Here is a 26,638-nt window from a genome sequence, read left to right on the forward strand (position 1 = left end):
GCCCACTGCCAGGCGCTGGCGCCCAACTTTTTGATGGAATGAACGCGTGAATAATCAATGGTATTTCCGCGCAGTGGCGGCGCTTTGCCTTGGATTGATGCTGGGTGGCTGCTCACCGGCGGACGACGCTGCAAAAGCGCCCGGCAGTCAAACGAGCATCGCTGAAATCGACAGTGCACGAGACTACCGTGAGCAGTCGCCGGGCGAGTCCGGTGGCACGCTTCGGGTGTCCGTGGCGGCCGACACCGGATCGCTGGACCTGCATGCCATTTCCCACACCAATTCACAGTGGCTGGGGCGTTTGCTCTACGACAACCTGGTGTATCTGGATGAGCAGGGCAACATCACGCCCTGGCTCGCCAAATCCTGGGATATCTCTCCCGACGGGCTGACGTACACCTTTCACTTGCGCGACGACGTGACCTTCAGCGACGGCTCGCGCTTCGATGCCAAGGCCTTGCAGATCAATCTGGAACACATGCGTGCGCCTGCCACCCAGTCACCCCTGGCGGCGGCGTACATTGCGCCCTACGTCGACGGCAAGGTCATCGACGATTTCACCTTTGAAGCGCACCTGCGCGAACCCTACACGGCTTTTCTCAACGTGTTGGCGCAGTCGTGGCTGGCCATGATGTCGCCCAAGGCAATCACCGACAATCCGCGCAGGCTGAGTGAAGCGCCTGTCGGTTCAGGCCCCTTCGTCGTCGAGCGTTACACCCGTCAGCAAGGCATCAGCCTGGTGCGGCGCAATGACTACCATTGGGCAGCGGACTTCATCAATCACCAGGGGCCGGCGTATCTGGATCGGATTCAGATCGATTTCGTACCCGAGGCGATGATCCGCTACTCCTCACTCGTCGCCGGGCAGTATGACCTGACCGTCGATGCGCCCGCGCAGAATGCCCTGGCGATGCGCAATGACCCGGAACTGGTCATGGACAGAAGGATCAGGCAGGGAAACCCCAATCGCGGCATCACCTTCAATACCTCCAAACCGCCGTTCGACGATGTCAGGGTGCGCAGGGCCTTTGCGCTGGGTGTCGATCGTGAAGGCATCGTGCAGATGAGTGGTTTCGGCGAGTACACACCCAAGAGCGATTTTCTTGCCGCCAACACGCGTTACTACGATCCCGCGTTTGCCGGCGCACTGACTTATGACCCCGCCACCGCCAACCGTCTGCTGGACGAGGCCGGCTGGAGTCAGCGTGATGCGCAAGGCTATCGGGTGCGCGACGGTCACCGTTTAAGTGCCGAGGTGTTGCTGGCCGAAGGCATCAGCCCGGTGGCCGACACAGTCGCCATTCAGTCGGACGTCAAGAAACTTGGCTTCGAGCTGCGCATTGCCCAGTTGCCACCTTTGCAACTGGCCGAGCGGCGTAGCGCCAACCTTTTTCAGGCGGTGGGCTCCGGCGTCTGGCACACCAACACGCCTGACGGTCTGTACATTCTTTATCACAGCGGCGAAATCATCTCGCCACAACGTATCGGGCAAAACACCGCTCGCTTGCGTGATGCGCAGCTGGATGACTGGCTGGCCCAGGCGCGCCACGCCACTGACCCTGGGCAACTGCAAGGTCTTTACAGCAAGGTCCAGCAACGTCTGACCGAGTTGGTTCCAGCGGTGCCACTCTACGAGAACTATTCGCTGAGCGCTCACCGGCAACGTGTCAAAGGCATCGTCTACGACACCTCGCACAACACGCCGGTGTTCACCACGGTCTGGTTGGGGAAGGCGTCATGAGATCGCTCCTTGGCTCGCTGATTTTACTGGGCGTGGCGGCGGCGCTGGCCGGTTGCTCCCCGGCAGATCAGCAGCAGAAAGCGGCTGACCTCGACAGCAGCCAACCGGTCAGCTACCCGGCCGCCGATTACCGCGAACAGAGCGTGGGCGAGGCGGGCGGGGTGTTGCGCGTTACGGCTGCCATCGACATGGGCAGCCTTGACGTTCACCTGATCACAGGCACCAACCCCAAGTGGTTGGGACGCATGCTCTTCGACAACCTCGTGTATCTGGACGAGAAGGGCAACGCAACCCCCTGGCTGGCGAAATCCTGGGACATTTCCGCTGACGGCAAGACCTACACCTTTCACTTGCGTGACGATGTCACCTTCAGTGATGGCGTCAAGTTCAACGCCGAAGCGGTGCGCGTCAACCTCAAGAGAATTCGCGATCCGGCGACCAAAGCGGCGATGACCACGGCGTATATCGCGCCTTACGTGGATGGCAAAGTGATTGATGAATTCACCTTCGAAGCGCACCTGAGCGAACCCTACACGCCGTTCCTTAACGTGCTGGCGCAGTCCTGGCTGGGCATGATGTCGCCGCGGGCCATTCTCGACAATCCAGCGGCCCTCGCCGAGCACCCGGTGGGCAGCGGTCCGTTCGTGGTCACCCGTTACGTGCGCCAGCAAGGCGTGAGTTTTACTCGTCGCGACGACTATCACTGGGCACCAGAACTGATCCAGCACCAGGGCCCGGCGTACTTGCAGGGGGTCGAATTGAGCTTTGTGCCTGAAGCAATGATCCGCTACTCGTCGCTGGCTGCCGGGCAATATGACTTCACTATCGATGCGCCGCCGCAGACGGCCGGCTCGATCCGCAACGACCCTGATCTGGTGCTCAAGAGCCGGGTAAACCTGGGTAATCCGACCCGCGTGTTGACCTTCAATGTCAGCCAGGCCCCGTTCGACGATGTGCGTGTCAGAAAAGCGGTGGCGCTCGCCATTGACCGGGAAGGCATCGCACAGATCGTCGGCTTCGGGGAGTACCGGACCAAGACTGACTACCTGTCAGCCACCACGCCGGACTATGACCCGGCATTCGCCAATGTGCTGCGCTATGACGTGAATCACGCCAACCAGCTTCTGGACGAGGCGGGCTGGACCGGACGCGATACCGAGGGTTACCGCACCCGCGCCGGGCAACGACTGAGCGCCGAAGTGCTGAGCACCGAAACAGCCTTGTCGCCGGGCATCGATCTGGTGGCGGTGCAATCGGATCTGAAGAAAGTCGGCTTCGAGTTGAAGATCGCTCAATTACCGGTCACGCAACTGCTCGATCGGCGCAATGCCAATCGCTATCAGGCCTTGGGATCGGGGTACTGGCACACCAACACACCGGATGGTTTGTACATCCTGTACCACCGCCTGCAAATCAACTCTGAGCGCTACACCGGGCAGAACACCTCGCGCTTGCAGGACCCTCAGCTCGATCAATGGCTCAGCGATGCCCGTCGCACCCGCGACCCCGAACGCCTGCGCGTCCTCTACAGCCAGGCGCAGCAGCGGCTGACCGAGTTGGTGCCGGCGGTGCCGGTGTACGAAAACCACACGTTGCTGGCCTATCGGCGTTCGGTCAACGGCGTGGTGTTCGACACGTCCCATAACACGCCGTTCTTTACCTGCGTCTGGCTCGACAGCAAGGAGTCGAAATGAAAATTCTCAAGCGTATTGTCTGGCGCCTGCTGGCCGGCGCCTTGGTGCTATGGGGCGCGGCGACCCTGTCTTTCGTAACGCTCAATGTCACCGCTGGCGATACCGCGCTCGCAATCCTAGGTGGTCCCGATGCACTGCCGACACCTCAAGTGCTGGCACAAGTGCGCGCCGAATACGGCCTCGATCAACCCTTGATCGTGCAATACGGACGCTATCTCGGGCGTCTGGCCGAGGGCGATCTTGGCAATTCGTACCGGTTGCGAATCCCGGTGGTGAAGGCGATTTCCCAGCAAATCGGCGCCACGTTGCAACTGGCTGCGTGCGCCGCGGTGCTGGCGGTTCTGGCAGCGTTGGTCCTGGCTTTGCTGACTGCGCATCGCGCGCGCTGGATCCGTTCACTGTCGTCCGGTTCCGAACTGGTACTGACGTCAGTGCCGAGCTTTGTGCTGGGCATCGTCCTGCTGCTGATCTTCTCTTTTCAGTTTCATCTGCTCCCGCCGGCCGGCTCCCAAGGCTGGAAGACCATGGTCCTGCCGACGCTGACGCTGGCGCTTCCGGTCATGGCGGTGTTGACGCAGGTACTGCGTCAGGAACTGGAGGATGTGCTTGAGCTGCCCTTCATCAGCATGGCCCGTGCACGCGGGATGTCGGAAGCCGGTGTGCGTCTGCGTCATGCGCTGCCCCATGCGCTGATTCCGCTGGTGACGCTGTCCGGTTTCATTTTCGCCAGCCTGCTCGGCGGCGCGGTGATCACCGAAACCCTGTTCGCCCGTCAGGGCCTTGGACGACTGATGATCGAAGCCACCACCAACAAGGATATCCCGCTGGTACTGGGCATCACGTTGCTGGTGGCGTTGATCTACGTCCTGGTGAACCTGCTTGTCGACCTGTTGAACAGTTTTCTCGACCCCCGCGTGGTCGAGTCATGAAACTTCGTTATTCAAGGAAACGCCCATGAACGCAATCAACGCTTCCCTCGTGGATCAGGATCAGCACGACGTCAGTGGCGTGCCCACGGACGATGAACTGCTCATCCGTTTTCAGCCAGTGTTCGACCGAATCGCCGCAGGCGCGCTGCAGCGCGAAGAACGTCGCGAGTTGCCTTACGAGGTCGTCGGCTGGCTACGTGCTGCCGGGTTCGGCGCCCTGCGTGTGCCGCGCGCGTATGGCGGCATCGGGGCGACGGTGCCGCAGCTGTTTCGGTTGCTGACGTTGCTGGGCGAGGCCGATTCGAATCTGCCACAAATCCTTCGAGCGCATTTCGGCTTCGTCGAAGGCCGACTCAATGACAGCGAAGACGAGCAACGCCAGCGCTGGTTTCCAAGGGTGGTGGCGGGGGAGTTGTTCGGTGCGGCGATGGCCGAGCGCACCGGCGAAACCCGCAACAGCGTGACCCTGAAAAAAGACGGTGATGACTGGCGCGTCGACGGCGAGAAGTATTACTGCACCGGCACCCTGTACGCCGACTGGATCGCCGCTTCCACCTCCGATGGCGACGACCATGTCAGCGTGGTGATTTCCACCACCGCCGCCGGCGTGACGCGCCTCGATGACTGGGACGGTTTTGGTCAACGCCTGACCGGCAGCGGTACCACGCGCTTCGACAACGTACAGATCAGCGACGACCAGGTAATTCGTCGCTTCAAGACGGCCGAAGGGCAGGGTCAGAGCTACATCACGGCGTTTTACCAACTGGTGCATCTGGCAACGTTGGCGGGCATTTCCCGGGCCGCGTTGCGTGACGCCGTGGACTTCGTCAAGGCACGCACCCGGACCTTCGGTGTGCCAGGGCAGTCCAGCCCGCGTCAGGACCCCTTAGTCCAGCGCGTCGTCGGTCGCCTGTCGAGCCTGTCGTTCGCCGCCGAAGCCGTGGTGGATCGAGTGTCGGCGGGTGTCGAGGAAGTCTGGCAGGCCCATCAGGCGGGCACCGCCGACCCAGCGCTTTACGCCGCGGCAGAGATCAAAGCCTATCAGGGCCAGCAAGTCGCGATCGATCTGGTGCTGCAAGCCACCACGTTGCTGTTTGAAGTCGGCGGGGCTTCGGCCACCAGCACGCCGCGTCACCTTGACCGTCACTGGCGCAACGCCCGCACCGTGTCTTCGCACAACCCGGCCATTTTGCGCGAGCGGGCGCTGGGCGATTTCTACTTGAACGACGTCACACCGAGTGAGGCGTGGGCCGAGCGACTGGCCAAAGACAAGGCCGAAAAAGACGCCGACGCCACCCTGACAACCACCCCCCAAACCACCGAGGAGCAAACGCAATGAGCGCGTCGCAAAAGCAAATGAGCATTGGCATGAACATCCTCGGGTTCGGCGCGCATTCGGCGGCCTGGCGTGTCGGTGAGGTCGCGGCTGACGCTTACCTCGACGTGGATTACTACCGCAACATCGCGCGTATTTCCGAGCGCGGTACATTGGACGCGATCTTCCTCGCCGACGGCCCGGCCCTGGCCGGGGACGTTTCCAGCTCGCCGGCCGGGCGACTGGAGCCCACCGTATTGCTCACGGCGGTGGCGCTGGCGACCCAGCACATTGGCGTGATCGCCACCGCGTCGAGCACCTATAACGATCCCTACAACCTGGCGCGGCGACTTGCTTCGGTGGACTACCTCAGCGGAGGCCGTGCGGCCTGGAATGTGGTGACCAATGCCGGTGATGCCGCGGCGCAGAACTTCGGTTTGCGCGGCGCGCCGCTGCATGTCGATCGCTACGGCAGGGCCGATGAGTTCGTCGACGTGGTGCGCAAACTGTGGGACAGCTGGGAGGACGACGCGATCATCGGTGACCGCATCAGCGGGCGCTTTGCCGACCCGTCCAAGGTGCATGTGGTCGATCACGTGGGCGAGCATTTTTCGGTCAAGGGTCCGCTCAATGTGCCGCGCAGCCCTCAGGGGCATCCGGTGCTGGTGCAGGCCGGTTCATCCGAGGGCGGCAAGGCCCTGGGCTCTCGCTACGCCGATGCGATTTTCACCACCCAGACCACGCTTGAAGACGGCCTCGCGTTTTATCAGGAAATGAAAAACCGTGCCCGGCAGTGGGGCCGCAATCCTCAACACCTGAAAATCATGCCGGGCCTGTCAACGGTGATCGGCAGCACCGAGGCGGAATCCCAGGCCCGCTTCGACCAGCTCAATGGTTTCAATGGCGATGGCGGCCTGATCGATCAGGTGGCGCGGCGTATTGGTATCCCGGCCAGCGAACTCGATCTGGATGGCCCGCTGCCTTGGCATCGCATTGGCCCGGTGGAGAGTTTCGAAGCCGGTTCCCATGGCTTTCTTGAGGCCCAACTCAATCTCGCCCGTCGGGAAAACCTCAGCGTGCGGCAATTGTCGCAGCGCATCCTCGTCGGCCACCGCCTGGTCGTCGGCACCCCTGAACAAGTCGCCGACACCCTGGAGCACTGGTTTCTGGCCGGGGCTGCCGATGGCTTCAACATCATGCCGGACATGTTCCCGTCGGGCGTCGAGATCTTCGTTGACGAAGTTGTGCCGTTGCTGCGCAAGCGCGGCGTGTTCCGCCACGAGTACAGCTCAACCACCTTGCGCGGCCACCTGGGCTTGCCGACGGTGACCAGTCGTTATGCCAACCGTGCTCAGCGCGAAAGTGCCTGAGAAACCCATCAACGTTCAGCTTCAACGCCCAAGGATCATCACCATGCAATACCGCAAGCTAGGCAAAACCGATATCGACGTCAGCCTGATCGGCCTCGGCACCATGACCTGGGGCCATCAGAACAGCGAGGCCGATGCCCATCAACAGCTCGATTACGCGCTGTCACGCGGTGTGAATCTAGTCGACACCGCCGAGATGTACCCGACGCCGACCCATGCCGATACGTGGGGCAGCACCGAGCGTTTCATTGGCTCCTGGCTGGCGAAAACCGGGCGTCGTCAGGACATCGTCCTCACCAGCAAAATCATCGGCCCGCCACGCTCGGCCCAGCAGACGCATATTCGTAACGGTGAGACCCGGCATGACCGCAAGAACATCATTGCTGCGCTGGAGGGCAGCCTCGACCGGTTGCAGACCGATTACATCGACCTCTATCAATTGCACTGGCCGGACCGTAGCACCAACTTCTTCGGGCGCGCCGAATACCCTTGGGTCGAAGGCGAGCAGAGCGTCGCCATCGAGGAGACGCTCTCGGTACTGGCCGAGCTGGTGACGGCGGGCAAGATTCGCCATATCGGCATCTCCAACGAAACCGCATGGGGCACGGCTGAATTCATCAAACAATCGGAGCGCCTTGGACTGCCGCGCATTGTCAGCATCCAGAACCCTTACAGCTTGCTCAACCGCCAGTTCGAGGTGGGACTGGCCGAGTTCAGCCACCGGGAGCAGGTGGGCTTGTTGGCGTACTCACCCATCGCCTTTGGGGTACTCAGCGGCAAATACCTTAATGGCGCCTTGCCTGAGGGCTCGCGACTGGCCTCGATTTATCGACGTTTCTCTCGCTACGACGGTGAAGAGGCTACGCGCGCGGTCACCGCGTATGTGGAACTGGCACGGGAATACGGCCTGTCACCGGTACAGCTGGCGCTGGCCTTCGTCACGAGTCGTCCGTTTGTCAGCAGTGTGCTGTCCGGTGCGACGCGACTCGATCAACTCGAGGAAAACCTCGACAGCCTGGCGCTGACACTCGACGCCGAATTGCTCGGGCGCATCAACGCTATTCACTCGCGCATTCCGAACCCGGCGCCTTAGCGTCGAGCGCCCAAGGCCAGAAGGAGAGAAAGGATGACTGTCGCGAACAAGACCTTATTGAGCAACATGCCCGCGCTGGCCTTGGGGGCCGCGCCGCGAGTGTGGCGGTTGCGCCCCGGATTGCTGCTGGCCGGGGTATTTCTGATGCTGCTGATCATCGCCGCGCTGGTGCCCGGTCTGCTGGCACCGGGCGATCCGCTGGAAGCCAGCGCACGCCAGGCGTTTCACCCGCCTGGCGGCGCTCACTGGTTGGGCACCGACGAGAACGGACGCGACCTGTATACACGGCTGATTCATGGGGTGCGACCTTCCTTGTTGATGGGGCTGGCGGCGACCGCCATCGCGCTGGCTTTCGGTGTCGCCCTGGGTCTGTTGGCAGGGCTGGGGCCGCGACTTGTCGACGCCACGATCATGCGCCTGGTGGACGTGCTGTTGGCCTTTCCCGATCTGCTGTTGGCCCTGGTCATCATTACGTTCTGGGGCGAGGGACTGTTCAACGCGGTGGTCGCGGTCGGTGTGGCCGGTGTACCACGCTTTGCGCGGATGGTGCGGGCCCAGACGCTGGTCGTTCGCTCAGCTCCCTACGTCGAGGCGGCGACTACCCTGGGCATTCACCGAACGGCCGTTATCTTTCGCCACGTGTTGCCTAACGCGGTCAAACCGATTCTGGTCCTGGCCACCATCGGCATCGGCGGCAACATCACCGCCGGGGCGGCCTTGAGTTTTCTCGGTTTTGGCGCGCCGCCGCCGTCTCCCGAATGGGGCGCGATGCTGTCTGCAGGGCGCAACTACCTCGCCAATGGTTGGTGGCTGGTGGCCTGGCCGGGTCTGGCGGTGACCTTGACGGTGATTTCCATCACTGCGCTGGGGCGTGAGCTGTTGCGTCGCAGCGAAGGAAAGCGCACATGAGCCAGTTCGAGAAGGGGCCCGCGCTGATCGACGTCCAGGACCTGCGCGTGCACTTTGCCGGTCAGGCACAACCGGTGATCGGCGGCATTTCCTTCACCCTTCATCGCGGCGAATGCCTGGCGCTGGTGGGCGAATCAGGTTCCGGTAAAAGCGTGACGTCGCGCACCTTGGCCGGTTTGACCGGGCAGGGCGCAAGCATTCAGGCGCAGCGGTTGCACTTTGACGGGCTGGACCTGCGCACGTTCGACGAACGCGCCTGGCGACGCATTCGTGGAGCGCGCATTGGCTTCGTCATGCAGGACGCCTTGGGTTCCCTCGATCCGTTACGGCGGGTGGGCGATGAAATCGATGAGCCGTTGCGCTTGCATGAGCACCTGACAAAACAACAACGCCAGCTCAAGGTGCTGGAGCTGTTGCGCTCGGTCGGCGTTCCGGAACCCGAGTTGCGGGCCAGGCAATACCCTCACCAACTCTCCGGCGGTTTGCGCCAACGGGCGTTGATTGCCTCGGCGATTGCCTGCGCACCGGACCTGTTGATTGCCGATGAACCGACCACCGCGCTGGATGCCACGGTGCAGGATCAAGTGCTGCGGTTGCTCGAGTCCTTGCGCCGCAGCGATACGGCGATGCTGGTGGTAAGCCATGACTTGGCCGTGGTGGCGCGTCTGGCCGACAGGATCGCGGTGATGCACAACGGCGTCATCGTCGAGCAGGGCTCGGTGAATGCGGTGCTGCACCATCCTCAGCACCCCTACACGCAATCGCTGCTGGCGGCCGGACGCTCGGTTCATGTGCGGCGCAGTGAACCCTCCCAGGCGATCGACGCTGACCGGCCGCTAGTGGTTCAGGCGCAACAACTGCGCAAGGCGTTCAAAGGGCCGGACGGCAAAGTACGCACGGCCGTGGCGCAAGCCTCCTTTGAGCTGCGCGCGGGGCAAACCCTGGGCATCGTCGGCGAATCCGGTTCGGGCAAAACCACCCTGACGCGCCTGTTGCTGGGGCTGGAAACACCCGACAGCGGCGACGTGCTGCTGCGTGGCCGAGCCTGGTCGAGCCTCGACAGTCGCCAGCGGCGCGAGGAGCGTCAGCGTATTCAAGTGGTGTTTCAAGACCCACTGAGCTCCTTCGATCCGCGCTACACCGTTGAGCGCGTTCTGTATGAAGCGCTGGACGCGACGAGCCATGCCGACCAAGGCTCGCGTCGTGAACGGGCCGTTGCGTTGTTGAAGCTGGTCCGGCTCGACGAAAGCTTCCTGATACGCCGACCGATCGAGTTGTCTGGCGGCCAGCGTCAGCGTGTCGCCATCGCCCGGGCGTTGGCGCCGAAACCGCACGTGTTGGTGTGCGATGAACCGGTCTCGGCGCTGGACGTTTCGGTGCAGGCGCAGATTCTCGAGCTGCTGGCCGATCTCAAAAAACGTCTGGGTCTGGCGTGCCTGTTCATTTCCCATGATCTGGGTGTGATCAACAGTGTCAGCGATCACGTGCTGGTGATGAAAGACGGCGAAATCGTCGAGTCGGGCCCGGTGCGCCAGGTGTTCGACCAGCCTCGCCACCCGTACACCCGCGCCTTGTTGAATGCCATCCCTCAATTCGAACACTCAGGAGCGCTCATCGATGAGCAAGCGGTTGCACGTCAATCTGTTCGAAATGAATTGCGTGAGCCATATCGTGCACGGCCTGTGGGTGCATCGGGTTAACCCGGAGTTCACCGTGGGCACGGTATTGGCACAGTTTGGAGGGTTTAACCGCGAGCGCTTTTTTGTCGCCGGCACACCAAGTGTGGTCGCGGATGAAATCGAAAAATGGCTGGATGAGGACGGCATTGATGGCATCAACCTGCGTCAGTACCTGTCCTTTGAAACCGCCCGTGATTTCATCGAACTGGTGACACCGGAACTGCGCCGGCGAGGGCGCTTTCGCGAGACCTACACGACGGTGAGACGCTGCGCGAGCGCCTGTTCGGAGCCGGGCAGGCACGTCTGCCGAACGACCATTTCGGCGCCCGTTATCGTGATCCGGCGGCATTGCGCTCACCGGCGAGCCCGCTGCGTTTTGCGCATCCAACGTCCTGACAAACATCATTTGAGCCAGGCCTGAAACCTGTGGGAGTGAGCCTGCTCGCGATGGCGATGTATCAGTCGATATCCATGCTGAATGTGCGGGTCTCATCGCGAGCAAGCTCGCTCCCACACTGTTCGGTGTGACAACCTGAACATTGAGTCGGCCGCAAAACCTGTGGGAGCGAGCTTGCTCGCGATGGCGATGTGTCAGTCGATATTAATGTTGAATGTGCGGGCCTCTTCGCGAGCAAGCTCGCTCTCACACTGTTCGGTATGACAACCCGAACCTCAAGCTAACCACAAAACCTGTGGGAGTGAGCCTGCTCGCGATGGCGATGTATCAGTCGATATCAATGCTGGATGTGCGGGCCTCATCGCGAGCAGGCTCGCTCCCACATTTGATCTTCAGTGAACACGGAACCTGTGTACGACCGAGATCCTATGTGGGAGCGAGCCGGCTCGCGAAGGGGCCGGCACAGTCACAGATAATCCCAAGCCAACGCCACTGTTGCTCAGTCAACACACCCTGAACAATTTGCTCCCTTGTCACTCTCGCTCAATCGCTAAATCCCCCGGTTTTATTGGCTGAAAAACCCGGCATGCCTTGTGCAATGACCTTGTTCCCGGACTCAAGGCATATCAGGACCCATGCGAGAACTCCCCCAGCAGTTGCGCCCCCACGGCACGCGAAACAGATCGCTGCTCAAGAACACTCCAATGATTGGAATCGCCGCGATCTGCGGCGTGTTGGCCGGTTGCGGCCAGGACACCTCGACCGTCGTGCGCAGCGATCAGCCGGTCAGCGGCGGCACGCTGGTCTACGCCACGGACCGCGAGCCAACGTGCCTGGATCCTCATGTTGCAGGGGACATGCCCCAAGTGTTTATCGCGCAACAGTATCTCGATTCGCTGGTGTCGATGGACGCAGAGGGCCGGATAGGCCCATGGTTGGCCAAAAGCTGGGAAGTCTCCGCCGACGGTCTGAGCTACACCTTCCATCTTCGCGATGACGTTCGATTCACGGACGGCACACCGTTCAACGCCACTGCGGTCAAGGCCAACCTCGATCACATGGCCAACCCAAAAACTCAGTCCAGTACGGCAGGTGGTTACATCCGCCAATACCGCAGCACCGATGTGCTCGATGAATCCACGGCCGTGGTCCATCTGGCCACGCCCTATGCGGCGTTTCTGGAGGTCTTGGCCCAGGGGTTTCTCGGCATCGAGTCACCCACGGCGCTGCTCCGGCCGCGTGATGTGAACTGTGAAAGCCCGGTCGGAACCGGGCCTTTCAAGGTCGTCCGCTGGGATCGCCAAAGCCACGTTGAACTGGTGCGCAACCCTGACTACAACTCGGCGCCACCCACGGCCAAACATCAGGGACCGGCATGGCTGGAACGCATCGTCTGGAAATTCATTCAGGAGCCTTCGGTGCGGTTTGCCTCTTTGCAGGCGGGCGAAGTGGACGTGATCGAGACATTGCCACCGGAATCCCATGAAGCGGCCCGGCGCAATCCGGACCTGACATTGATCATCGCCCAGCGTCCGGGCAACCCCACCAACGGCACGCTGAACATCACCCGTGCGCCGTTCAATGACCTGAACGTGCGTGAAGCGTTCGTGCGTAGCGCCGACATCGAGGGCGCGCTGAAAAGCGTTTACTTCAACGAGTTCCCCCGTGCCGGCGGACCACTCAGCCCGGCGACGCGTTTCTACAGCCCGGACTTCCAGAAGGCTCAGGATTACGATCCCGCCAAAGCGGCGCGACTGCTTGACGCAGCAGGCTGGACGCAACGCGACAGCGAAGGTTATCGGACCAAGGACGGCAAGCGTTTGCAGGTCCACGTGGTCATGGGCAATCGCACGCCACCGTCGGAATACACGCTGTGGGAGCAGGTTCAGGCCACCACCCGCCTGGCCGGTTTTGAGTTGATCGTCGAACAGATGAGCGATGTGCAAGCGACCAAGCGTCAGGCGGACTGGGATTACGACATTCGCCTGGGCTACTGGAACACCAATACCGCCGATGTGCTGCGGATCATTTTCAGCTCCGAGTTCATTCGCCCGGCCGGGGTCGGGGGGTATCACCAGAACACCGCCGGGTTCAGCGAGCCGGCCTTCGACGGGATTATCCAGCAGGCACTGACAACGCAGGATACGGAGCAGCGCCGGGCCCTTTATTACAAGGCCCAGCAAGTGGCCTCGCAGCAATACCTGCAACTGACCACTTACCCGCAGAGCACGCGGCTGGGCATCTACAAAACCACTCAGGGCGTCCGCCTGGACCCTTCGTTGGCGGTGACTTACCTCTATGACGCATGGGTGAACAAATGAGTAGCTCGACACTTTCCAATCAACTACCCAATCCGCAACGTGAGCGTTTTGCACAGTTGGGGCAACGCGCGCTGTGGCGTCTTGCCGGCGGCATTCTGGTGCTGTGGGCGGTCGCCACGCTGACCTTCTTTGCCTTGCGGTTGATGCCCGGCGATCCGGTGCTGGCCATTCTCGGTGGCCCGAGCGGCAACCCGACGGCGGAAACCATCGCCGAGGCCACCCGCGAGTATGGCCTCGACAAGCCGCTGGCCGTGCAGTACACGTTGTATCTGGGGCGGCTGGTCCAGGGGGATCTGGGCATTTCCTATTCCCAGCATTTGCCCGTGACCAGGGTACTTGCCGAACAGTCCTGGCCGACGCTGGAACTGACCTTCACCTCCTTGGTGCTGGCGTGGGTGCTGGTGTTGGCGCTGACGGTGCTGACGGCGGGTCGTCGACGCTGGGTGGGCAGCCTGGCTTCGCTGGCAGAGACCCTGGCCGCTGCGTTACCGCACTTCTGGCTCGGGATTTTGCTGTTGGCGGTATTCGCCTTCGGGCTGCGGCTATTTCCGCCCGCCGGCAGCGACGGCTGGCGAACGTTGGTGCTGCCCTCGGTGGCGCTGGCCATTCCGCTGGCGGGCTTCATCGCTCAAGTGACCCGTGAATCACTCGAATTGACCCTTGATCAACCATTCGTGCTGACCGCCCGAACCCGAGGCCTTAGCGATTTTGCTGTGCGCTTCAAACATGCGTTGCGCCATGCGGTGCTGCCGGGGATTTCCCTGTCGGGCTGGGCGATCGGGGCGCTGATCAGCGGCGCCGTGGTGATCGAAGTGATCTTTTCCCGCAAGGGCTTGGGGCGCCAGTTATTCCAGGCCGTGCAGGCCCAGGACCTGCCGTTGACCATCGGCATCAGTCTGGTGGTCGCGGCCGGGTATGTGCTGGCCAACATTCTTGTCGATCTGCTGTACCTGTGGATCGACCCTCGCCAAAAGGGGAATCCGGCATGAGCGAACTTACTCTAGAGGCACCGCTGGCCACGCTTCGGGTCCAGCGCACGGCGCGGAAAGTTCGGCCGGGGCCACTGTTGGCCGTCTCGTTCCTGCTGTTTCTGATCGTCGCGGCGCTGCTTCCGCAACTATTCGCCCATAGCGATCCACTGGCGATCGTTCCACACGATGCGTTTCAAGCGCCGGGTTGGGCGCATTGGTTCGGCACCGATCAATCCGGACGCGACATTTTCTCTCGGGTGATTTACGGCACTCGCCAGTCTTTGTTGATCGGTTTGGCGGCCACCGCACTGGCCATGAGTATCGCGATCGTTCTGGGTTTGCTGGGCGGATTGGGCGGTGCGCGCATCGACCGCGGTGTCGGCTGGTTTCTGGAAGTGCTGTTTGCGTTCCCCAGCCTGATTCTGGCGCTGCTGTTCGTTGCGATCTTCGGCAGTGGCATCGGCCCGCTGATCGTCGCCACCGGTTTGGGCGGGGCGCCGGGGTACGCACGCATGGTCCGCGGCCAGGTGCTGGCGGTGCGCAATGCGGGCTACATCGAAGCCGCCAGGGCATTGGGGCATCCACCGTTGCGGATCATCCTCCGGCAGCTTTTACCCAACGCCATGCGTCCGCTGATCGTGACCCTGACGATGGGCGTGGGCCAGGCGATTGTCTGGGCCTCGGCCCTGAGTTTTCTCGGACTGGGCGCACGTCCACCCGCGCCGGAGTGGGGGACGATGCTGTCGATGGGCCGGGACTTCATCGCCAATGCCTGGTGGCTGACGTTCTTCCCAGGGCTGTTCATCGTTCTGACCACGCTTTCAACCACGGTCGCCGGCCGTTATCTGCAACAACGCCTGGAGGGCCGCCTGACATGAGCGATAAACGTTTGATCGTTGAAGACCTGACCATCGAGTTCGACGGCCAGTCTGTGGTGCGCAATCTGTCGTTTGTACTGGACCCGGGCAAGACCCTGGCGCTGGTGGGTGAGTCTGGCTCGGGTAAAAGCGTCACCGCTCGCAGTTTGATCGGTCTGGCGGGTGCCGGAGCGCAGGTGACGGCCCGCACCCTGAGTTATGACGGGCACGATTTGTTGAGCCTGTCCGAGCGTGGCTGGCGTGAGTTGCGGGGCAAGGGCATCGGTTTTGTGTTGCAGGATGCGCTGGTATCTCTCGATCCGCTGCGCCCGGTGGGCAAGGAAATTCTCGAGGTCCTCGAGACCCATCGTTGGGGTGATCGTCGCAGGCGCGCAGAACGGGTCATCGAGCTGTTGGAAAAGGTCGGCGTACCCGAGCCGCAACTGCGCGCTCGACAACGCCCCGATCAACTCTCGGGCGGACTTCGTCAACGCGCACTGATCGCCAGTGCGCTGGCGCTGACCCCCGGCCTGGTCATCGCCGATGAGCCCACCACGGCGCTGGATGCCACGGTACAAGCGCAGATTCTCGACGTGCTGCAAGACATCAAGGCCCGTGGTGATTCGCTGCTGATCATCAGCCACGACCTGGCGGTGGTGGCCCAACTCGCGGATGAAGTGTTGGTACTGCGTCATGGCGAGGTGGTGGAGCAAGGACCGATGGAGCAGGTCTTGCGCGACCCGCGTCACGCCTACACCCGTGCGCTGCTTGATGCGGTGCCCGCGGAACATGTCCGTGGCACGCGTCTGTCGCCAGAGCGCAATACGGGGGCGGTGCAGCCCCGTCCCGGCGTCGATTCACCTGTGCTGTTAAGGGCGTCACGGCTGGGCAAGCGTTATGTCGGGCCTGACCAGCAATCGCGGCAAGTGGTCGACGATGTCAGCTTCGAACTTCGGGCCGGACGCACCCTGGGCATCGTCGGCGAATCCGGCTCGGGCAAGACCACCGTCGCGCGGATCGTCCTCGGTTTGCTGGAACCGGATGCGGGTCAAGTGACATTCCTCGACTGGGCCTGGGCGGGTGTCGGCAGCGGCCGGGTCGAGGAGAAGGCGCGCCGTGTGTATCGGCGCGATATCAGTGTCATCTACCAGGACCCGCTGAGCTCCTTCGATCCGCGCTGGAGCGTCGGGCAGGTGCTGGCCGACGCACTCGATGTCGCCGGTATCGCCGCCGAGCAACAACCGGCACGCATCGCTCAACTGTTGCATCAGGTGCGCCTGCCGGCCGAGCTGGCGACACGACGACCATTGCAGCTGTCGGGTGGACAGCGTCAACGCGTGGCGATCGCCCGTGCGATTGCCAGCAATCCGAAAGTCATCATCTGCGACGAGCCCGTCTCGGCGCTGGACGTCTCGGTGCAGGCCCAGGTGCTGGATCTGCTGGCGGACCTGCAAGCCGAGCTGGGCCTGGCGTACCTGTTCATCTCCCATGACCTGGGGGTCATCCGCCACGTCAGCGACGAGGTGCTGGTGATGCGGCACGGCAAGGTCGTGGAAAGCGCAGCGGTCGAGACGCTGTTCCAGAACCCGCAACATGAATACACCCGTCGTTTGCTGGGCGCCGTGCCACGTCTGCCCGGCGCAGGGGCCACGCTGGTGGTACCGCCGATAGAGCCGGAAAGCGCGGTGTTGCTGTTTGACGAAACCCGCTTGTGGAAAATCGCCATCTAAGTTCGAACCTTGCACAAGGAATTGTCATGAGTCAGTTGTCCGCTGTACCTGAACGACCTGTCATCACGGTCGAACAACTCAATGCCCAAGCAGACGAGTTGTTGCCGCGCATCGCCACCGGCGCCGCGCAACGCGAACGTGATCGTGAGCTGCCTTTCGACGCCGTGGCGCAGATTGCGCAGGCGAGCTTTTTTACCTGCCGGATTCCACGCCGCTACGGCGGTTCCGGAGGCTCAGTCAAAGACGTGATTGCCTTGTTGATTCGCATCGCGTCGGTGGACTCCAACGTGGCCCAGGCGCTGCGCCCCGGCTTCGGGTTCGTCGAAGGTCTGTTGGCGTCACGCGCCGAGGGCGCGGAGGGCGAGCGTGAGCGCTGGTTCGAGCGCTACTTGAAGGGCGCCGTGCTGGGCAACGCCGGTTGGGAGGTCGGGGGTGCCAACGGTTCGATCAGTGCGCGCATCGTGCGCGACGGTGCGCATTATCGTGCCAGCGGCAGCAAGTACTACAGCACCGGATCCTTGTATGCCGACTGGGTCAGTGCGGTTGCCCTGGACGAAAACGACCAGCCGGTGTCCTTCATCCTGCCGCGTGATCGACAAGGGCTGGAGTTGCTGGATGATTTCGACGCCATGGGGCAGCGGCTGACGGCGAGCGGCACCACGCACCTGCATGATGTGGTGGTCAAGGCCGATGAAATTCGCACCCGGACCGTGGAGGAGGGCAAACGCACCATCGTCACTCCGTTTTTGCAGTTGTTTCTGGCGGCTGTGCAGGCCGGTATCGCGCGCAACGCGCTGAATGATGCCGTGGTATTTGCCAACGACCATGCGCGTCCGATCAAGCACAGCACGGCCACGCGTTCCGTTGATGATCCGTATGTGGAGCTGAGTGTCGGTGACATCGCTGCCCGTGCATTCACCGCCGAAGCAGTGGTGTTGCGCGCAGCTGAATCCATCGGCCGGGCCTGGGCGGCGGATCTCGATCCTCAAGCGGTGGATCAGGCGGCGGTCGATGTCGCACAGGCTCAATACATTGCGGCGGAGTCAGCGCTCAAGGCGGCCGAGCTGGTGTTCGACGTTGGCGGCGCCTCTACCACGGGGCGTGCGCATAACCTCGATCGGCACTGGCGCAACGCGCGCACCGTGGCCAACCACAATCCTCGGCACTGGAAAGCCGCCGCGGTGGGCGCCTGGCATCTCAAAGGCACGCCGCCACCGACCTCCGGATTGTTCTGACATGACCCACCTTGAACTGGGCGCGGTCATCGGTCCGTCCGATGCCCGCGCATTGAAGCTCAAGGAGAGCAGCTTTCGCCGGGTGCCGATGATCATCGGTTGTGCGCTGTTCATGGAGCTGATCGACGCCACGGCCGTGCTGACGGCACTGCCACAAATGGCGCGGGATTTTGACGAACCCAGCGTGCGCATGAACCTGGTCGTGTCGCTGTACCTGTTGGCCGTCGCGCTGTTTGTGCCGGTCAGTGGCTGGGCGGCAGACCGGTTCGGACCGCGACGGGTGTTTGTCAGCGCCATCGTGCTGTTCACCCTGGCGTCGGTGGCCTGTGCCAGCTCGGCTTCGCTCTTGCAGTTGTCACTGGCGCGCATGGCGCAGGGGGCTGCGGGGGCGATGATGGTGCCGGTGGGGCAGGTGATCCTGCTTCGATGGTCAGCCCGGGAAAACCTGTTGCGCGCCATGTCCTACCTGACCATCCCGGCGTTGATCGGCCCGGTGCTGGGGCCGCCGTTGGGCGGTTTGCTCGTCACCCTGTTGTCCTGGCACTGGATCTTTCTGATCAATGTGCCCATCGGGATTCTGGGTCTGGTCCTGGTCCTGCGCTACATACCCGACTATCCCGGTGTACGCGGGCGGCCGCTCGATGTGCTGGGCCTGATACTCAGCGGCGTTGGCCTGGGCGGTCTGGTATTCGGTTTCGAGGCGTTCGGCCACGGTCTGCTGGAACGGCATTGGGCGCTGCTGTTGATCGCCGTCGGTTTGCTCTGTGCCTGGTTGTATGTCAGGCATTCCAGGCGAGTCGCGCATCCGCTGATCGATCTTTCGTTGCTGAAAATACCCACGTTCGGCGTCAGTTTCTGGGGCGGTAACCTGATGCGAATCGGCAGTGCTTCGCAGCCGTTTCTGCTGGTGCTGCTGTTCCAGCTATGTTTTGGCCTCAATCCGCTGGAGGCCGGCCTGTTGAGTTTCGCCGGCGGTGCCGGCGCCTTCCTGATGAAGCTGCTGGCGGTGCGGATTGTCAGCCGGTTCGGCTTCAGACGTACCTTGACCGCCAATGCACTGTTCACCGGGATGACGATCATCGCCTGTGCGGCATTCGATATTTCGACGCCCTACTGGATCGTTGTCCTGGTGTTGTTCGGCAGCGGCATCATTCGCTCGCTGCAGTTCAGCACCCTCGGCGCTTTGACCTACGCCGATGTACCGCCTGAGCAGTCAAGCCGCGCCAGCAGTCTGTCGGCCATGACCATCCAGCTGACCATGAGCCTGTCGGTGGGCATCGCGGCGGCCTTGTTGAGCCTGATCATGTCACTGCGTGGCCATGTCAGCGTCGGTGAAAGCGATGTGGCATTGGTCATCGTGATGGGCGGAGTGGTTTGCGCCTTGTCGGGGCTGATGTTCAGACAGCTTTCGCCGCAGGCGGGCGCAGCGGTATATGCCGGGCGCGCCCGATGATCGCAGACGTGGCAAACGCTACGCAGGAACCTTCAAGCACATTTTTTAAACGGGCGGCTGCTGCGCCCATTCTTGCCTGGAAGCTGCGCGGCCACAGGCGCCATCCAGGAAAACATTCTTAAATGAGCTCATTTTTTTCGTCTTCCGCGCCACAAGAGCGCCGGCAAGGCCAATGGGAAGTCCAGCATTTGCCGGCGAGGCCCGCAGCGTTCGTGCGGTTTTTTGTGGGCAATTTCAAGGGGTGGTATCTGGCGATTCTGCTGCTGCAGATCGCGGCGGTGATCTGCACCATTCTCATTCCCTGGGGGTTGGGACAAATCACGCGAACGGTCAGTAACGGGCTGGATACCGAGCGGGCTTTCGAAGTGCTGCAGTGGCCGTTGACGTTGTTCGGCACGCTTCTGGTCTTCGAGGTCCTGTTCACCCGTGCCGCTGCGGGGTGCCACATTCACGTACTGCCGTTGCAGCGGCGCACCGTGACGCATGTGGTGTTTGCCTATCTGCAACGGCATTCCCACCGATTTATCAGCAATGAATTTGCCGGCGCGTTGGCGCACCGGGTGTCCGAGATCGCACTGGGCGTCAACCAGACGTTGAGTATTCTGTTGTTCGACCTCATCCCGTTACTCGTGACGCTGAGCCTGGCCACGGTCCTGTTGTGGACGGCCTCACCTTTGCTGGCGGTGTTCATGGCGGGCTGGTCGGCGGTGTTCATCGCGGTTTGCTACCTGCTGGCCCGGCGCAGCCACCCGTTGGCGCAACAGTACTCTGCCGCCCGAAGCACCAGTTCAGGCAAGGTTGTCGATGCCGTGTCCAACCTGGCCAATATCCGGCTGTTTGCCCGCCACGCCTTCGAGCACAACTACCTGGGCACCTTTCTGGACAAGGAAGTGACCGCGGCCTATCGCTCGCTCGGGTACATGGAGAAGATTCGCTGGTTTCAGACCAGCTGCGGCGTCGTGCTCAAACTGGGCCTGCTCCTGCTGGCGCTTTATCTGTGGCGCACGCAACGCATCGATATCGCCGCGTTCGTCATGTCGACCAGCCTGTCGCTGCTGATCATCAGTGACGTGGGCAACCTGTCACGACGATTCCTGGAGTTCTTCGAGGCCACCGGCAACATTTCCAACGGCGTGCGCACCCTGATTCGGCCGCATGAGGTTATCGACCGTCCTCATGCGAAGAAACTGCAGGTCAAACGAGGTGATATCGAGTTCCGCGATGTCGGATTCAGCTACGGTTCGGGCCCGGCGATTTTCGAGCACCTGAATATCGTGATCCCGGCGGGGCAGAAAGTGGGGCTCGTGGGCTCATCCGGTTCTGGCAAGTCCACGCTGGTCAATTTGCTGTTGCGGCTATACGACGTGCAACAGGGCGAGGTGCTCATCGACGGGGTGAATGTGCGAGAGGTGACCCAGCATTCCCTGCACCAACAGATCGGCCTGATTCCGCAGGAACCCGGCCTGTTCCATCGCAGCATCCGGGAGAACATTCATTACGGTCGTCTGGATGCCTCCCAGGAGGAGCTGGCCGAGGCCATTCATCGCGCGGGCGCCAGTGAGTTCATCGATAGCATGGAGCACGGTTATGAATCCCTGGTCGGCGAGCGTGGGGTCAAGTTATCCGGTGGCCAGCGCCAACGTATTGCCATCGCGCGAGTGCTGCTCAAGAACGCCCCGATTCTGGTGATGGATGAGGCGACCTCAAGCCTGGATTCGATCACCGAGCGATTCATCCAGGACAAACTGGACGAAATCATGGACGGCAAAACTGTGGTGGTGGTTGCGCATCGGCTGTCGACGGTGGCGCATCTAGACCGGATTCTGGTGTTCGACAACGGGCGGGTGATCGAGGACGGCAGCCATGACGACCTTCTGCGTTTGGGCGGGCAGTATTATCGGTTATGGAATCGTCAGTTTGATGAGGTGCTGGAAGTGACGACCGCGTAGTAACTGACGTGTGATCGTTCCCACGCGCAGCAAAGGAATGCAGCCCGGGACGCTCCGCGTCCCAAAGAGCCGAACGCAGAGCGTCCGTTGAGGCATTCCTTTGCTGCGCGTGGGAACGATCGTTGGACGGCGGTGTTTTTGAGAGGAATCTGTCTGTTTAACCTGTTTGTTTAAGGGCGGTAAGGTTTACTTCCTGAAAGCTACACAACCTTGCGTCGTTGCCTACAGTTACGCCAGAATCCGCCGGCTTGTGCGCCTTGGGCCTGGGCTCTATCGTTTTCCGGTCGCTGAAAAACAGCGAACGGGTTTGGTAGCCCGGTATGTCCAGGCGCATAGCGCCACCTTTTGCAGAGTTGTCTAATCTCTGCTTTTTATGGTGGCCATGCGCAGGGCGTCTTCGGACGCGCCGGGTTCCTGGACCGGTCTACCAACCCGCGTATGGCCGCCACTCTTCGTTTGGTAGCGAGGGTGATGGCTCCTCATTTTCATTCCAGGAGATTCATCTATGTTCAAGGTCACACCCAATCCGCCGGAAACAGATCCGGCATCCCCGTACGAAAGCCTCGATTCGAAAAAACTCCACGATTCTGTCGACCGCGCCCTCGATCACTACCTCAATTCGGCTGCCAACATTCAGGCCACCCCGCGCACTCCCGGCACCATGTTCATCGTCAACCCAGAGCTCGATACCGAAACCCTGCTGGCCCATGCTTGCGAGTCACTGGCCTCGGCCAATGTCATGACCATGGATCTAGCGGATCATATGGAGGGGTCGAGTCGCAATTCCCTGTTGGGCATTGCGCAAGTCATCATGCTCGGCGAGCTGGCGGTGAACCGGGCGCTGGATCAACTCGATCCGCCGGGCTAACGGATGCCTGATCGTTCCCACGCTCCTGCGTGGGAATGCCGCTAGGGACGCTCCGCGTTCCGCTTCTGGATGTGACGCAGAGCGTAGGAACGAATATTTTGCACTCAGATAGACAATTGAATGGCCCGTGGGTCCTGCGGGGCTGGCGCAGGTCGACGTTTGTTGACCGTCAATTCGCCTTGGCTGATCAGCAGTGTCCGAGTGCCGTTGCGAGTGAGCCCCAGCAGATTGGCCGTATGCACCTGGTTGTGATGGCAAAACCGGTACGCGGCTGTAGGTGTCGATGAAGTGCTGTGTCAGTGGGGCGATGTCGCCTGGACATTCTTTGAGTGGCGCAAGCTTCAGATTGACCACATCCAGCCGGTAAAACAGGTCTTCACGAAAGTGACCTGCATGGCTTCCTCGAACCAGCCGGCCTTGGCCGTGAGCGCACCGGTAAACGCACCTTTTTCATGGCCGAACAGTTCAGCCTCCACCAGCGATTCGGAGAACGCACCACAGTTCACGGCAACGAACGGGTGTGCACTGCGCGGGCTGAGGTTGTGGATGTGACGGGCCACCAGCTCCTTTCCGGTACCGGTTTCGCCAATGATCAAAACGCTGGCCTCGCTGGGCGCTACTTGTTGCAGATGCTTGAGCAGGGATTTGGATTTTTGGTCCTCAAAGACTTGCGCCGTCGCGCGGATTGAAGTGGCCAGGGCGGGAGAGGGCGGTAAGGTCAGCAGTTGCATCTTGATCCCTATGAGTAGAAGTCCGGGAGATTCAGCGCCCTGAAACCTCAGGGCGCCAGCCATCAGTTACTTCGCGGTAATCACCGACAGCTTGGTGATTCCTGCTCGCTCGATCGACGCCATAGCCCGGGCCACCTCGCCGTAATTCACCCCGTTGTCCGCCTGCAATTGCACGCGCACATCGGCGTTCTTTTCCTTGGCGGATTTCAGGTTGGACTCCAGCAGGTCCGGCTGGACTTCGTCCTTGTTGATGAACAGCTTGCCCTTGTCGTCGATGCTCACCACCAGCGGGTCTTTCTGTTCAACCGGCGCCACCGATTCGGTCTTCGGCAGGTTGATCGGGATCGAATTGGTCAGCAGCGGCGCGGTGACGATGAATACCACCAGCAACACCAACATGACGTCCACCAATGGCGTGACGTTGATCTCGCTCAGCACTTCATCGCTGTCTTGTGTGGAGAAGGCCATCTCAGGACGCCTCCTTCACTTTCTGACCGGTCGCGGTGGCGCCGGATTTTTTCTGCGCCGGATGCAGCAACACGCGGAATGCGTTCTTTTGCGCCAGGCTGTAGAAGTCGTGGGCGAAATCGTCCAGGTCCGCCGCGGTCAGCTTCAGGCGCCGCAAGAAGTAGTTGTAAACCAGCACCGCCGGCACCGCGACCGCGATCCCCACACCGGTGGCGACCAGCGCTGCACCGATGGGGCCGGCCACGGTTTCCAGGCTTGCCGAACCGGCTGCGCTAATGCCTTTCAAGGCCGACATGATCCCCCAGACCGTGCCGAACAGGCCGATGAAGGGCGAGGTGCTGCCGATACTGGCGAGAATCGCCAGACCGGTTTCCAACGAGCGACGCTCGCGCACGATCTGTTGGCGCAGGGCGCGTTCGAGGCGGTCCTGATGGTTGATCGCCTGACTCAGGTCGGTGGCTTGCGCGCCATCCGGCACCTGGATCGCGGCGTAACCGGCCAGTGCCACGCGAGCGGCAGCACCCGGTTGGCTGTGGGCCAGTTCCGCGGCGGAATCGAGGCTCGAGGCAGCCCAGAACTGTTTGTGGAATCGGCGATCCTGGGTCTTCAGGCGCGTGAACTGCACACCCTTGAGCAGGGCCAGGCCCCACGTCGCGACAGAGAAGACAATCAGCAGCCAGATGACGGCGTGTTCGATGGAATCGAAAGGGGAAGCGATGAGGTTCATGGTTTAGGCTCTCCAACAAAACGTAGGTCGTGTAGCGATGCGCCTTCTGTCAGGTGGCCCGCGGTTGTCAATGAACAGTGAGGGTTATCGGATCTTGAAATCGATGGGTACGCTGACCCAACCGTCCTGGGCGACGTCGCCCTGTTTGGCCGGGACGAAACTCCAGCGCTTGACCGCCGCCAGCGCAGCGTCATCGAGCTGATCACGTCCGCTGCTTTTCTGGATCTGTATTTCCCCGGGTTTGCCGCTGGCCAACACATGCACCCGCAGCAGCACCGTGCCTTCCCAGCCACGACGCATGGCCACCGACGGGTATTCCGGCGCCGGGTTATGCAGGTAACCGGCATTGGCCGAGGCGGGTGTCACTGGTTTGGGCGCGGGCGGCGCGGGTGGTGCCGGGGCAGCGACCGGTTGCGGTGGCGCCGGTGGTGCGGGTGGTTGCTCCACCGGTTTGGCGACCGGTTTGGGCACGGGTTTGACGACGGGTTTGGGTTTGGGAATCGGTTTGGGCGGTGGTGGCTTGACGGCCAGTTCATCCTCCACGGGCGGCGGTGGTTCGACAACAGGCTGTGGAATCGGCTCGGGGGGAGGGGGTTCCACCACGGGGGGTGCTGGCTGAGAAAACTCGATGGTCATCGGCGGGATTTCCGGCGGCACCATGGGCAGCGCCGGGGCAGGCGTGCTGTTGACCCAGTAAATCACCGCGCCGTGCAGCACCAGCGCGAAGACGCCGAGCAACACCGCTTCACGCCGGCTCAGTACCCGTTTGGGCGTGCTGTGCAACCGCGACAGCGACAAAGGGCCGCGATAGACCCGCCCCAAGTCGAGCAACTCGCCGCCCGGCGCCTGACGCCAGAGCACATTCAGTGCAGTGGCGGTTTGGACATTGGCCATTGACTAACTCCTGGCTATTTAGCGAAACGGAAAAGTGTTTCCGTCATCAACTGTTGTCTGTGCGTGGCATTTAAACGTTCAGGCAAACATGGACACGTAAATAGTCAGAGCAAGAGCCATACCAATTATGAATTAAGCATTAAACGGCACTTTTAACAGTGCAGCGGCCTGGCGGTGTTGTGTTGAGCCAACTTTTTGTCAAACAAGTGTTGCTGGGGACACAGTGGGTGCGGTCACCCCTGCTGGGGCTGGCTTGCCGGTCTGCTCGGAATCTCCGACTCGGGAGGATAAAGTTAAAATCCCGCAATAGATGTATGGGATTTAGTTAACTGTTGTCACTCAGACAAGGCTTCAACACGCTGTCTGCAAGCATTGATTCAATTCGATAAATGCCCCGAGAAAGTGGCGAATGTTGAGTGGCACGAACCCTGCCAAGTTGAGAGAGAGCGCGACTATGCCAATAGATGCTCCAATTAACTTTAGGAAACCGGCGGCCGGCAGGGTAGTCGATCATGTCTGGCGCATCCGTGCGCCAAACGGCCGGCTTTAGCGCTTGATCAGGGAAATCTTGGTTCCTTCGATGCTGACCCCAGCCATTAACCCCTGCTGATCGAAAATGAACGCGTAGGCATCGTCCTTCAGCGTCGAGCTGGACAAGTTCTTCGACACCCCTTCATCAACCAAAACAACAGTGGGTCCTACGCCGATTTCCCAACCCTTGCTTTCACGTAAATAGTTCACGGCTTTATCGGTCATCAGGAAAACCACGTAGCCATACGACTGGGCGCCTGCCTGCAGCCCCCATGACCCGGTTACGGAGTTGTAATAACCGTCTACTTTCTTGCCCTTCAACAATTCGCCTTCACCATAGCTGCCGCCAAACACAAGGCCCGCCTTGATGATTTTCGGGAAGACAAGTATCGCTTTGGCGTTGTGCGAAATTTTTTCGGCAAAGGGCGTGGCTTTGTAGAGAGTCTGCAACGCTTGTCGAGAGTCGACATCCAGATCCGCGGCGGTTGCCGCACCTGCAGTGTTCAGGAAGCTCGCCGACGCCAGTGAGGCTGTCGCAAGGACGATCGATAGGAAGAACCGCATTGACTGAGTCATTTTCGTACTCCGATAAGGGAGCATTGGATGTGAGCAGCAGTCAGCGCCTGCCCCGGGCAGAATCCGAGCCTACTGAAATTATCCGGCGCACCCTAAAGTGTGTGAACCACTGGCTTCGCTTTTGAGTGAATCAGGCCAGAGGCCTTTGATCATTGGCGATGCCATCACCTGCTTTGACCTCTGCGCAGAGTCCGGGTTCG

At 61.4% G+C, this 26,638-nt stretch carries 21 protein-coding genes and 1 pseudogene; 17 read left to right on the top strand and 5 right to left on the bottom strand.

Annotated elements, in window-relative coordinates; translation table 11 throughout:
- Positions 1-46: 46 nt before the first annotated feature.
- The 17 genes from ACYZT5_RS06140 (at position 47) to ACYZT5_RS06220 (ending at position 22,511) form a co-directional block, all read left to right on the top strand.
- Positions 47-1,741, top strand: a complete 1,695-nt coding sequence (locus ACYZT5_RS06140) for an ABC transporter substrate-binding protein (RefSeq protein WP_462050273.1) — start codon at positions 47-49, stop codon at positions 1,739-1,741.
- Positions 1,738-3,435, top strand: coding sequence for an ABC transporter substrate-binding protein (locus ACYZT5_RS06145; RefSeq protein ID WP_462050274.1), 1,698 nt, complete (start codon positions 1,738-1,740; stop codon positions 3,433-3,435). The genes ACYZT5_RS06140 and ACYZT5_RS06145 overlap by 4 nt, the downstream gene beginning before the upstream one ends.
- Positions 3,432-4,364: an ABC transporter permease gene (locus tag ACYZT5_RS06150; protein ID WP_462050275.1), complete on the top strand. Its 933-nt coding sequence runs from the start codon at positions 3,432-3,434 to the stop codon at positions 4,362-4,364. The genes ACYZT5_RS06145 and ACYZT5_RS06150 overlap by 4 nt, the downstream gene beginning before the upstream one ends.
- 25 nt (positions 4,365-4,389) lie before the next feature.
- Complete coding sequence (locus ACYZT5_RS06155) at positions 4,390-5,703, top strand: acyl-CoA dehydrogenase family protein (protein ID WP_462050276.1); 1,314 nt, start codon at positions 4,390-4,392, stop codon at positions 5,701-5,703.
- Positions 5,700-7,049 carry an LLM class flavin-dependent oxidoreductase gene (locus ACYZT5_RS06160; protein WP_462050277.1) on the top strand — a complete coding sequence of 450 codons (1,350 nt, stop codon included), beginning with the start codon at positions 5,700-5,702 and terminating at the stop codon, positions 7,047-7,049. Before ACYZT5_RS06155 ends, ACYZT5_RS06160 begins: the two co-directional genes overlap by 4 nt.
- A gap of 43 nt (positions 7,050-7,092) precedes the next feature.
- Positions 7,093-8,142 (top strand): NADP(H)-dependent aldo-keto reductase, encoded by a 1,050-nt coding sequence (locus tag ACYZT5_RS06165; protein ID WP_462050278.1) that lies wholly within the window; start codon positions 7,093-7,095, stop codon positions 8,140-8,142.
- Positions 8,143-8,175: 33 nt separating this feature from the next.
- Entirely contained in the window at positions 8,176-9,051 is an 876-nt protein-coding gene (locus ACYZT5_RS06170) for an ABC transporter permease (RefSeq protein ID WP_462050279.1), read from the top strand.
- Positions 9,048-10,751, top strand: a complete 1,704-nt coding sequence (locus ACYZT5_RS06175) for a dipeptide ABC transporter ATP-binding protein (RefSeq protein WP_462050280.1) — start codon at positions 9,048-9,050, stop codon at positions 10,749-10,751. The genes ACYZT5_RS06170 and ACYZT5_RS06175 overlap by 4 nt, the downstream gene beginning before the upstream one ends.
- A complete protein-coding gene (locus tag ACYZT5_RS06180) occupies positions 10,669-11,151 on the top strand; it encodes a hypothetical protein (RefSeq protein ID WP_462050281.1) in 483 nt (160 codons plus the stop codon). Before ACYZT5_RS06175 ends, ACYZT5_RS06180 begins: the two co-directional genes overlap by 83 nt.
- Before the next feature lie 680 nt (positions 11,152-11,831).
- Positions 11,832-13,448 carry an ABC transporter substrate-binding protein gene (locus ACYZT5_RS06185; RefSeq protein WP_462050282.1) on the top strand — a complete coding sequence of 539 codons (1,617 nt, stop codon included), beginning with the start codon at positions 11,832-11,834 and terminating at the stop codon, positions 13,446-13,448.
- Positions 13,445-14,437 carry an ABC transporter permease gene (locus ACYZT5_RS06190; protein ID WP_462050283.1) on the top strand — a complete coding sequence of 331 codons (993 nt, stop codon included), beginning with the start codon at positions 13,445-13,447 and terminating at the stop codon, positions 14,435-14,437. Before ACYZT5_RS06185 ends, ACYZT5_RS06190 begins: the two co-directional genes overlap by 4 nt.
- Entirely contained in the window at positions 14,434-15,297 is an 864-nt protein-coding gene (locus ACYZT5_RS06195) for an ABC transporter permease (protein WP_462050284.1), read from the top strand. The genes ACYZT5_RS06190 and ACYZT5_RS06195 overlap by 4 nt, the downstream gene beginning before the upstream one ends.
- The gene (locus tag ACYZT5_RS06200; RefSeq protein ID WP_462050285.1) at positions 15,294-17,006 is read left to right on the top strand and encodes a dipeptide ABC transporter ATP-binding protein; all 1,713 of its coding nucleotides are present in this window, start codon (positions 15,294-15,296) and stop codon (positions 17,004-17,006) included. Before ACYZT5_RS06195 ends, ACYZT5_RS06200 begins: the two co-directional genes overlap by 4 nt.
- A 26-nt stretch (positions 17,007-17,032) precedes the next feature.
- Complete coding sequence (locus ACYZT5_RS06205; RefSeq protein ID WP_462050286.1) at positions 17,033-18,241, top strand: acyl-CoA dehydrogenase family protein; 1,209 nt, start codon at positions 17,033-17,035, stop codon at positions 18,239-18,241.
- A gap of 88 nt (positions 18,242-18,329) precedes the next feature.
- The gene (locus ACYZT5_RS06210; RefSeq protein ID WP_462052200.1) at positions 18,330-19,694 is read left to right on the top strand and encodes an MFS transporter; all 1,365 of its coding nucleotides are present in this window, start codon (positions 18,330-18,332) and stop codon (positions 19,692-19,694) included.
- Between the two features lie 122 nt (positions 19,695-19,816).
- Positions 19,817-21,643 carry an ABC transporter ATP-binding protein gene (locus ACYZT5_RS06215; RefSeq protein ID WP_462050287.1) on the top strand — a complete coding sequence of 609 codons (1,827 nt, stop codon included), beginning with the start codon at positions 19,817-19,819 and terminating at the stop codon, positions 21,641-21,643.
- Positions 21,644-22,148: 505 nt separating this feature from the next.
- Positions 22,149-22,511 (top strand): DUF6124 family protein, encoded by a 363-nt coding sequence (locus tag ACYZT5_RS06220; RefSeq protein ID WP_462050288.1) that lies wholly within the window; start codon positions 22,149-22,151, stop codon positions 22,509-22,511.
- A gap of 104 nt (positions 22,512-22,615) precedes the next feature.
- On the opposite strand, the pseudogene ACYZT5_RS06225 reads toward ACYZT5_RS06220, so the two are convergent.
- From ACYZT5_RS06225 to ACYZT5_RS06245, 5 genes and pseudogenes are all read right to left on the bottom strand, one after another.
- Positions 22,616-23,242, bottom strand: a pseudogene (locus ACYZT5_RS06225) (sigma 54-interacting transcriptional regulator).
- A 66-nt stretch (positions 23,243-23,308) separates the two neighbouring features.
- Complete coding sequence (locus ACYZT5_RS06230; protein ID WP_462050289.1) at positions 23,309-23,710, bottom strand: ExbD/TolR family protein; 402 nt, start codon at positions 23,708-23,710, stop codon at positions 23,309-23,311.
- Position 23,711: 1 nt separating this feature from the next.
- Positions 23,712-24,437: a MotA/TolQ/ExbB proton channel family protein gene (locus ACYZT5_RS06235; protein ID WP_462050290.1), complete on the bottom strand. Its 726-nt coding sequence runs from the start codon at positions 24,435-24,437 to the stop codon at positions 23,712-23,714.
- Between the two features lie 84 nt (positions 24,438-24,521).
- Positions 24,522-25,331 (bottom strand): energy transducer TonB, encoded by an 810-nt coding sequence (locus ACYZT5_RS06240; protein ID WP_462050291.1) that lies wholly within the window; start codon positions 25,329-25,331, stop codon positions 24,522-24,524.
- A 546-nt stretch (positions 25,332-25,877) separates the two neighbouring features.
- Entirely contained in the window at positions 25,878-26,438 is a 561-nt protein-coding gene (locus ACYZT5_RS06245) for a lipid-binding SYLF domain-containing protein (protein ID WP_462050292.1), read from the bottom strand.
- Between the last annotated feature and the right edge of the window lie 200 nt (positions 26,439-26,638).

The sequence above is a fragment of the Pseudomonas sp. LB3P14 genome (assembly GCF_054898045.1).

What these genes read in the sequence shown, in the direction of transcription:
- ACYZT5_RS06145 (WP_462050274.1), top strand. Translation starts at nt 1,738, where the DNA reads ATGAGATCGCTCCTTGGCTCGCTGATTTTACTGGGCGTGGCGGCGGCG.
- ACYZT5_RS06150 (WP_462050275.1), top strand. Translation starts at nt 3,432, where the DNA reads ATGAAAATTCTCAAGCGTATTGTCTGGCGCCTGCTGGCCGGCGCCTTG.
- ACYZT5_RS06155 (WP_462050276.1), top strand. Translation starts at nt 4,390, where the DNA reads ATGAACGCAATCAACGCTTCCCTCGTGGATCAGGATCAGCACGACGTC.
- ACYZT5_RS06160 (WP_462050277.1), top strand. Translation starts at nt 5,700, where the DNA reads ATGAGCGCGTCGCAAAAGCAAATGAGCATTGGCATGAACATCCTCGGG.
- ACYZT5_RS06165 (WP_462050278.1), top strand. Translation starts at nt 7,093, where the DNA reads ATGCAATACCGCAAGCTAGGCAAAACCGATATCGACGTCAGCCTGATC.
- ACYZT5_RS06170 (WP_462050279.1), top strand. Translation starts at nt 8,176, where the DNA reads ATGACTGTCGCGAACAAGACCTTATTGAGCAACATGCCCGCGCTGGCC.
- ACYZT5_RS06175 (WP_462050280.1), top strand. Translation starts at nt 9,048, where the DNA reads ATGAGCCAGTTCGAGAAGGGGCCCGCGCTGATCGACGTCCAGGACCTG.
- ACYZT5_RS06180 (WP_462050281.1), top strand. Translation starts at nt 10,669, where the DNA reads ATGAGCAAGCGGTTGCACGTCAATCTGTTCGAAATGAATTGCGTGAGC.
- ACYZT5_RS06185 (WP_462050282.1), top strand. Translation starts at nt 11,832, where the DNA reads ATGATTGGAATCGCCGCGATCTGCGGCGTGTTGGCCGGTTGCGGCCAG.
- ACYZT5_RS06190 (WP_462050283.1), top strand. Translation starts at nt 13,445, where the DNA reads ATGAGTAGCTCGACACTTTCCAATCAACTACCCAATCCGCAACGTGAG.
- ACYZT5_RS06195 (WP_462050284.1), top strand. Translation starts at nt 14,434, where the DNA reads ATGAGCGAACTTACTCTAGAGGCACCGCTGGCCACGCTTCGGGTCCAG.
- ACYZT5_RS06200 (WP_462050285.1), top strand. Translation starts at nt 15,294, where the DNA reads ATGAGCGATAAACGTTTGATCGTTGAAGACCTGACCATCGAGTTCGAC.
- ACYZT5_RS06205 (WP_462050286.1), top strand. Translation starts at nt 17,033, where the DNA reads ATGAGTCAGTTGTCCGCTGTACCTGAACGACCTGTCATCACGGTCGAA.
- ACYZT5_RS06210 (WP_462052200.1), top strand. Translation starts at nt 18,330, where the DNA reads ATGATCATCGGTTGTGCGCTGTTCATGGAGCTGATCGACGCCACGGCC.
- ACYZT5_RS06215 (WP_462050287.1), top strand. Translation starts at nt 19,817, where the DNA reads ATGAGCTCATTTTTTTCGTCTTCCGCGCCACAAGAGCGCCGGCAAGGC.
- ACYZT5_RS06220 (WP_462050288.1), top strand. Translation starts at nt 22,149, where the DNA reads ATGTTCAAGGTCACACCCAATCCGCCGGAAACAGATCCGGCATCCCCG.
- ACYZT5_RS06230 (WP_462050289.1), bottom strand. Translation starts at nt 23,710, where the DNA reads ATGGCCTTCTCCACACAAGACAGCGATGAAGTGCTGAGCGAGATCAAC.
- ACYZT5_RS06235 (WP_462050290.1), bottom strand. Translation starts at nt 24,437, where the DNA reads ATGAACCTCATCGCTTCCCCTTTCGATTCCATCGAACACGCCGTCATC.
- ACYZT5_RS06240 (WP_462050291.1), bottom strand. Translation starts at nt 25,331, where the DNA reads ATGGCCAATGTCCAAACCGCCACTGCACTGAATGTGCTCTGGCGTCAG.
- ACYZT5_RS06245 (WP_462050292.1), bottom strand. Translation starts at nt 26,438, where the DNA reads ATGACTCAGTCAATGCGGTTCTTCCTATCGATCGTCCTTGCGACAGCC.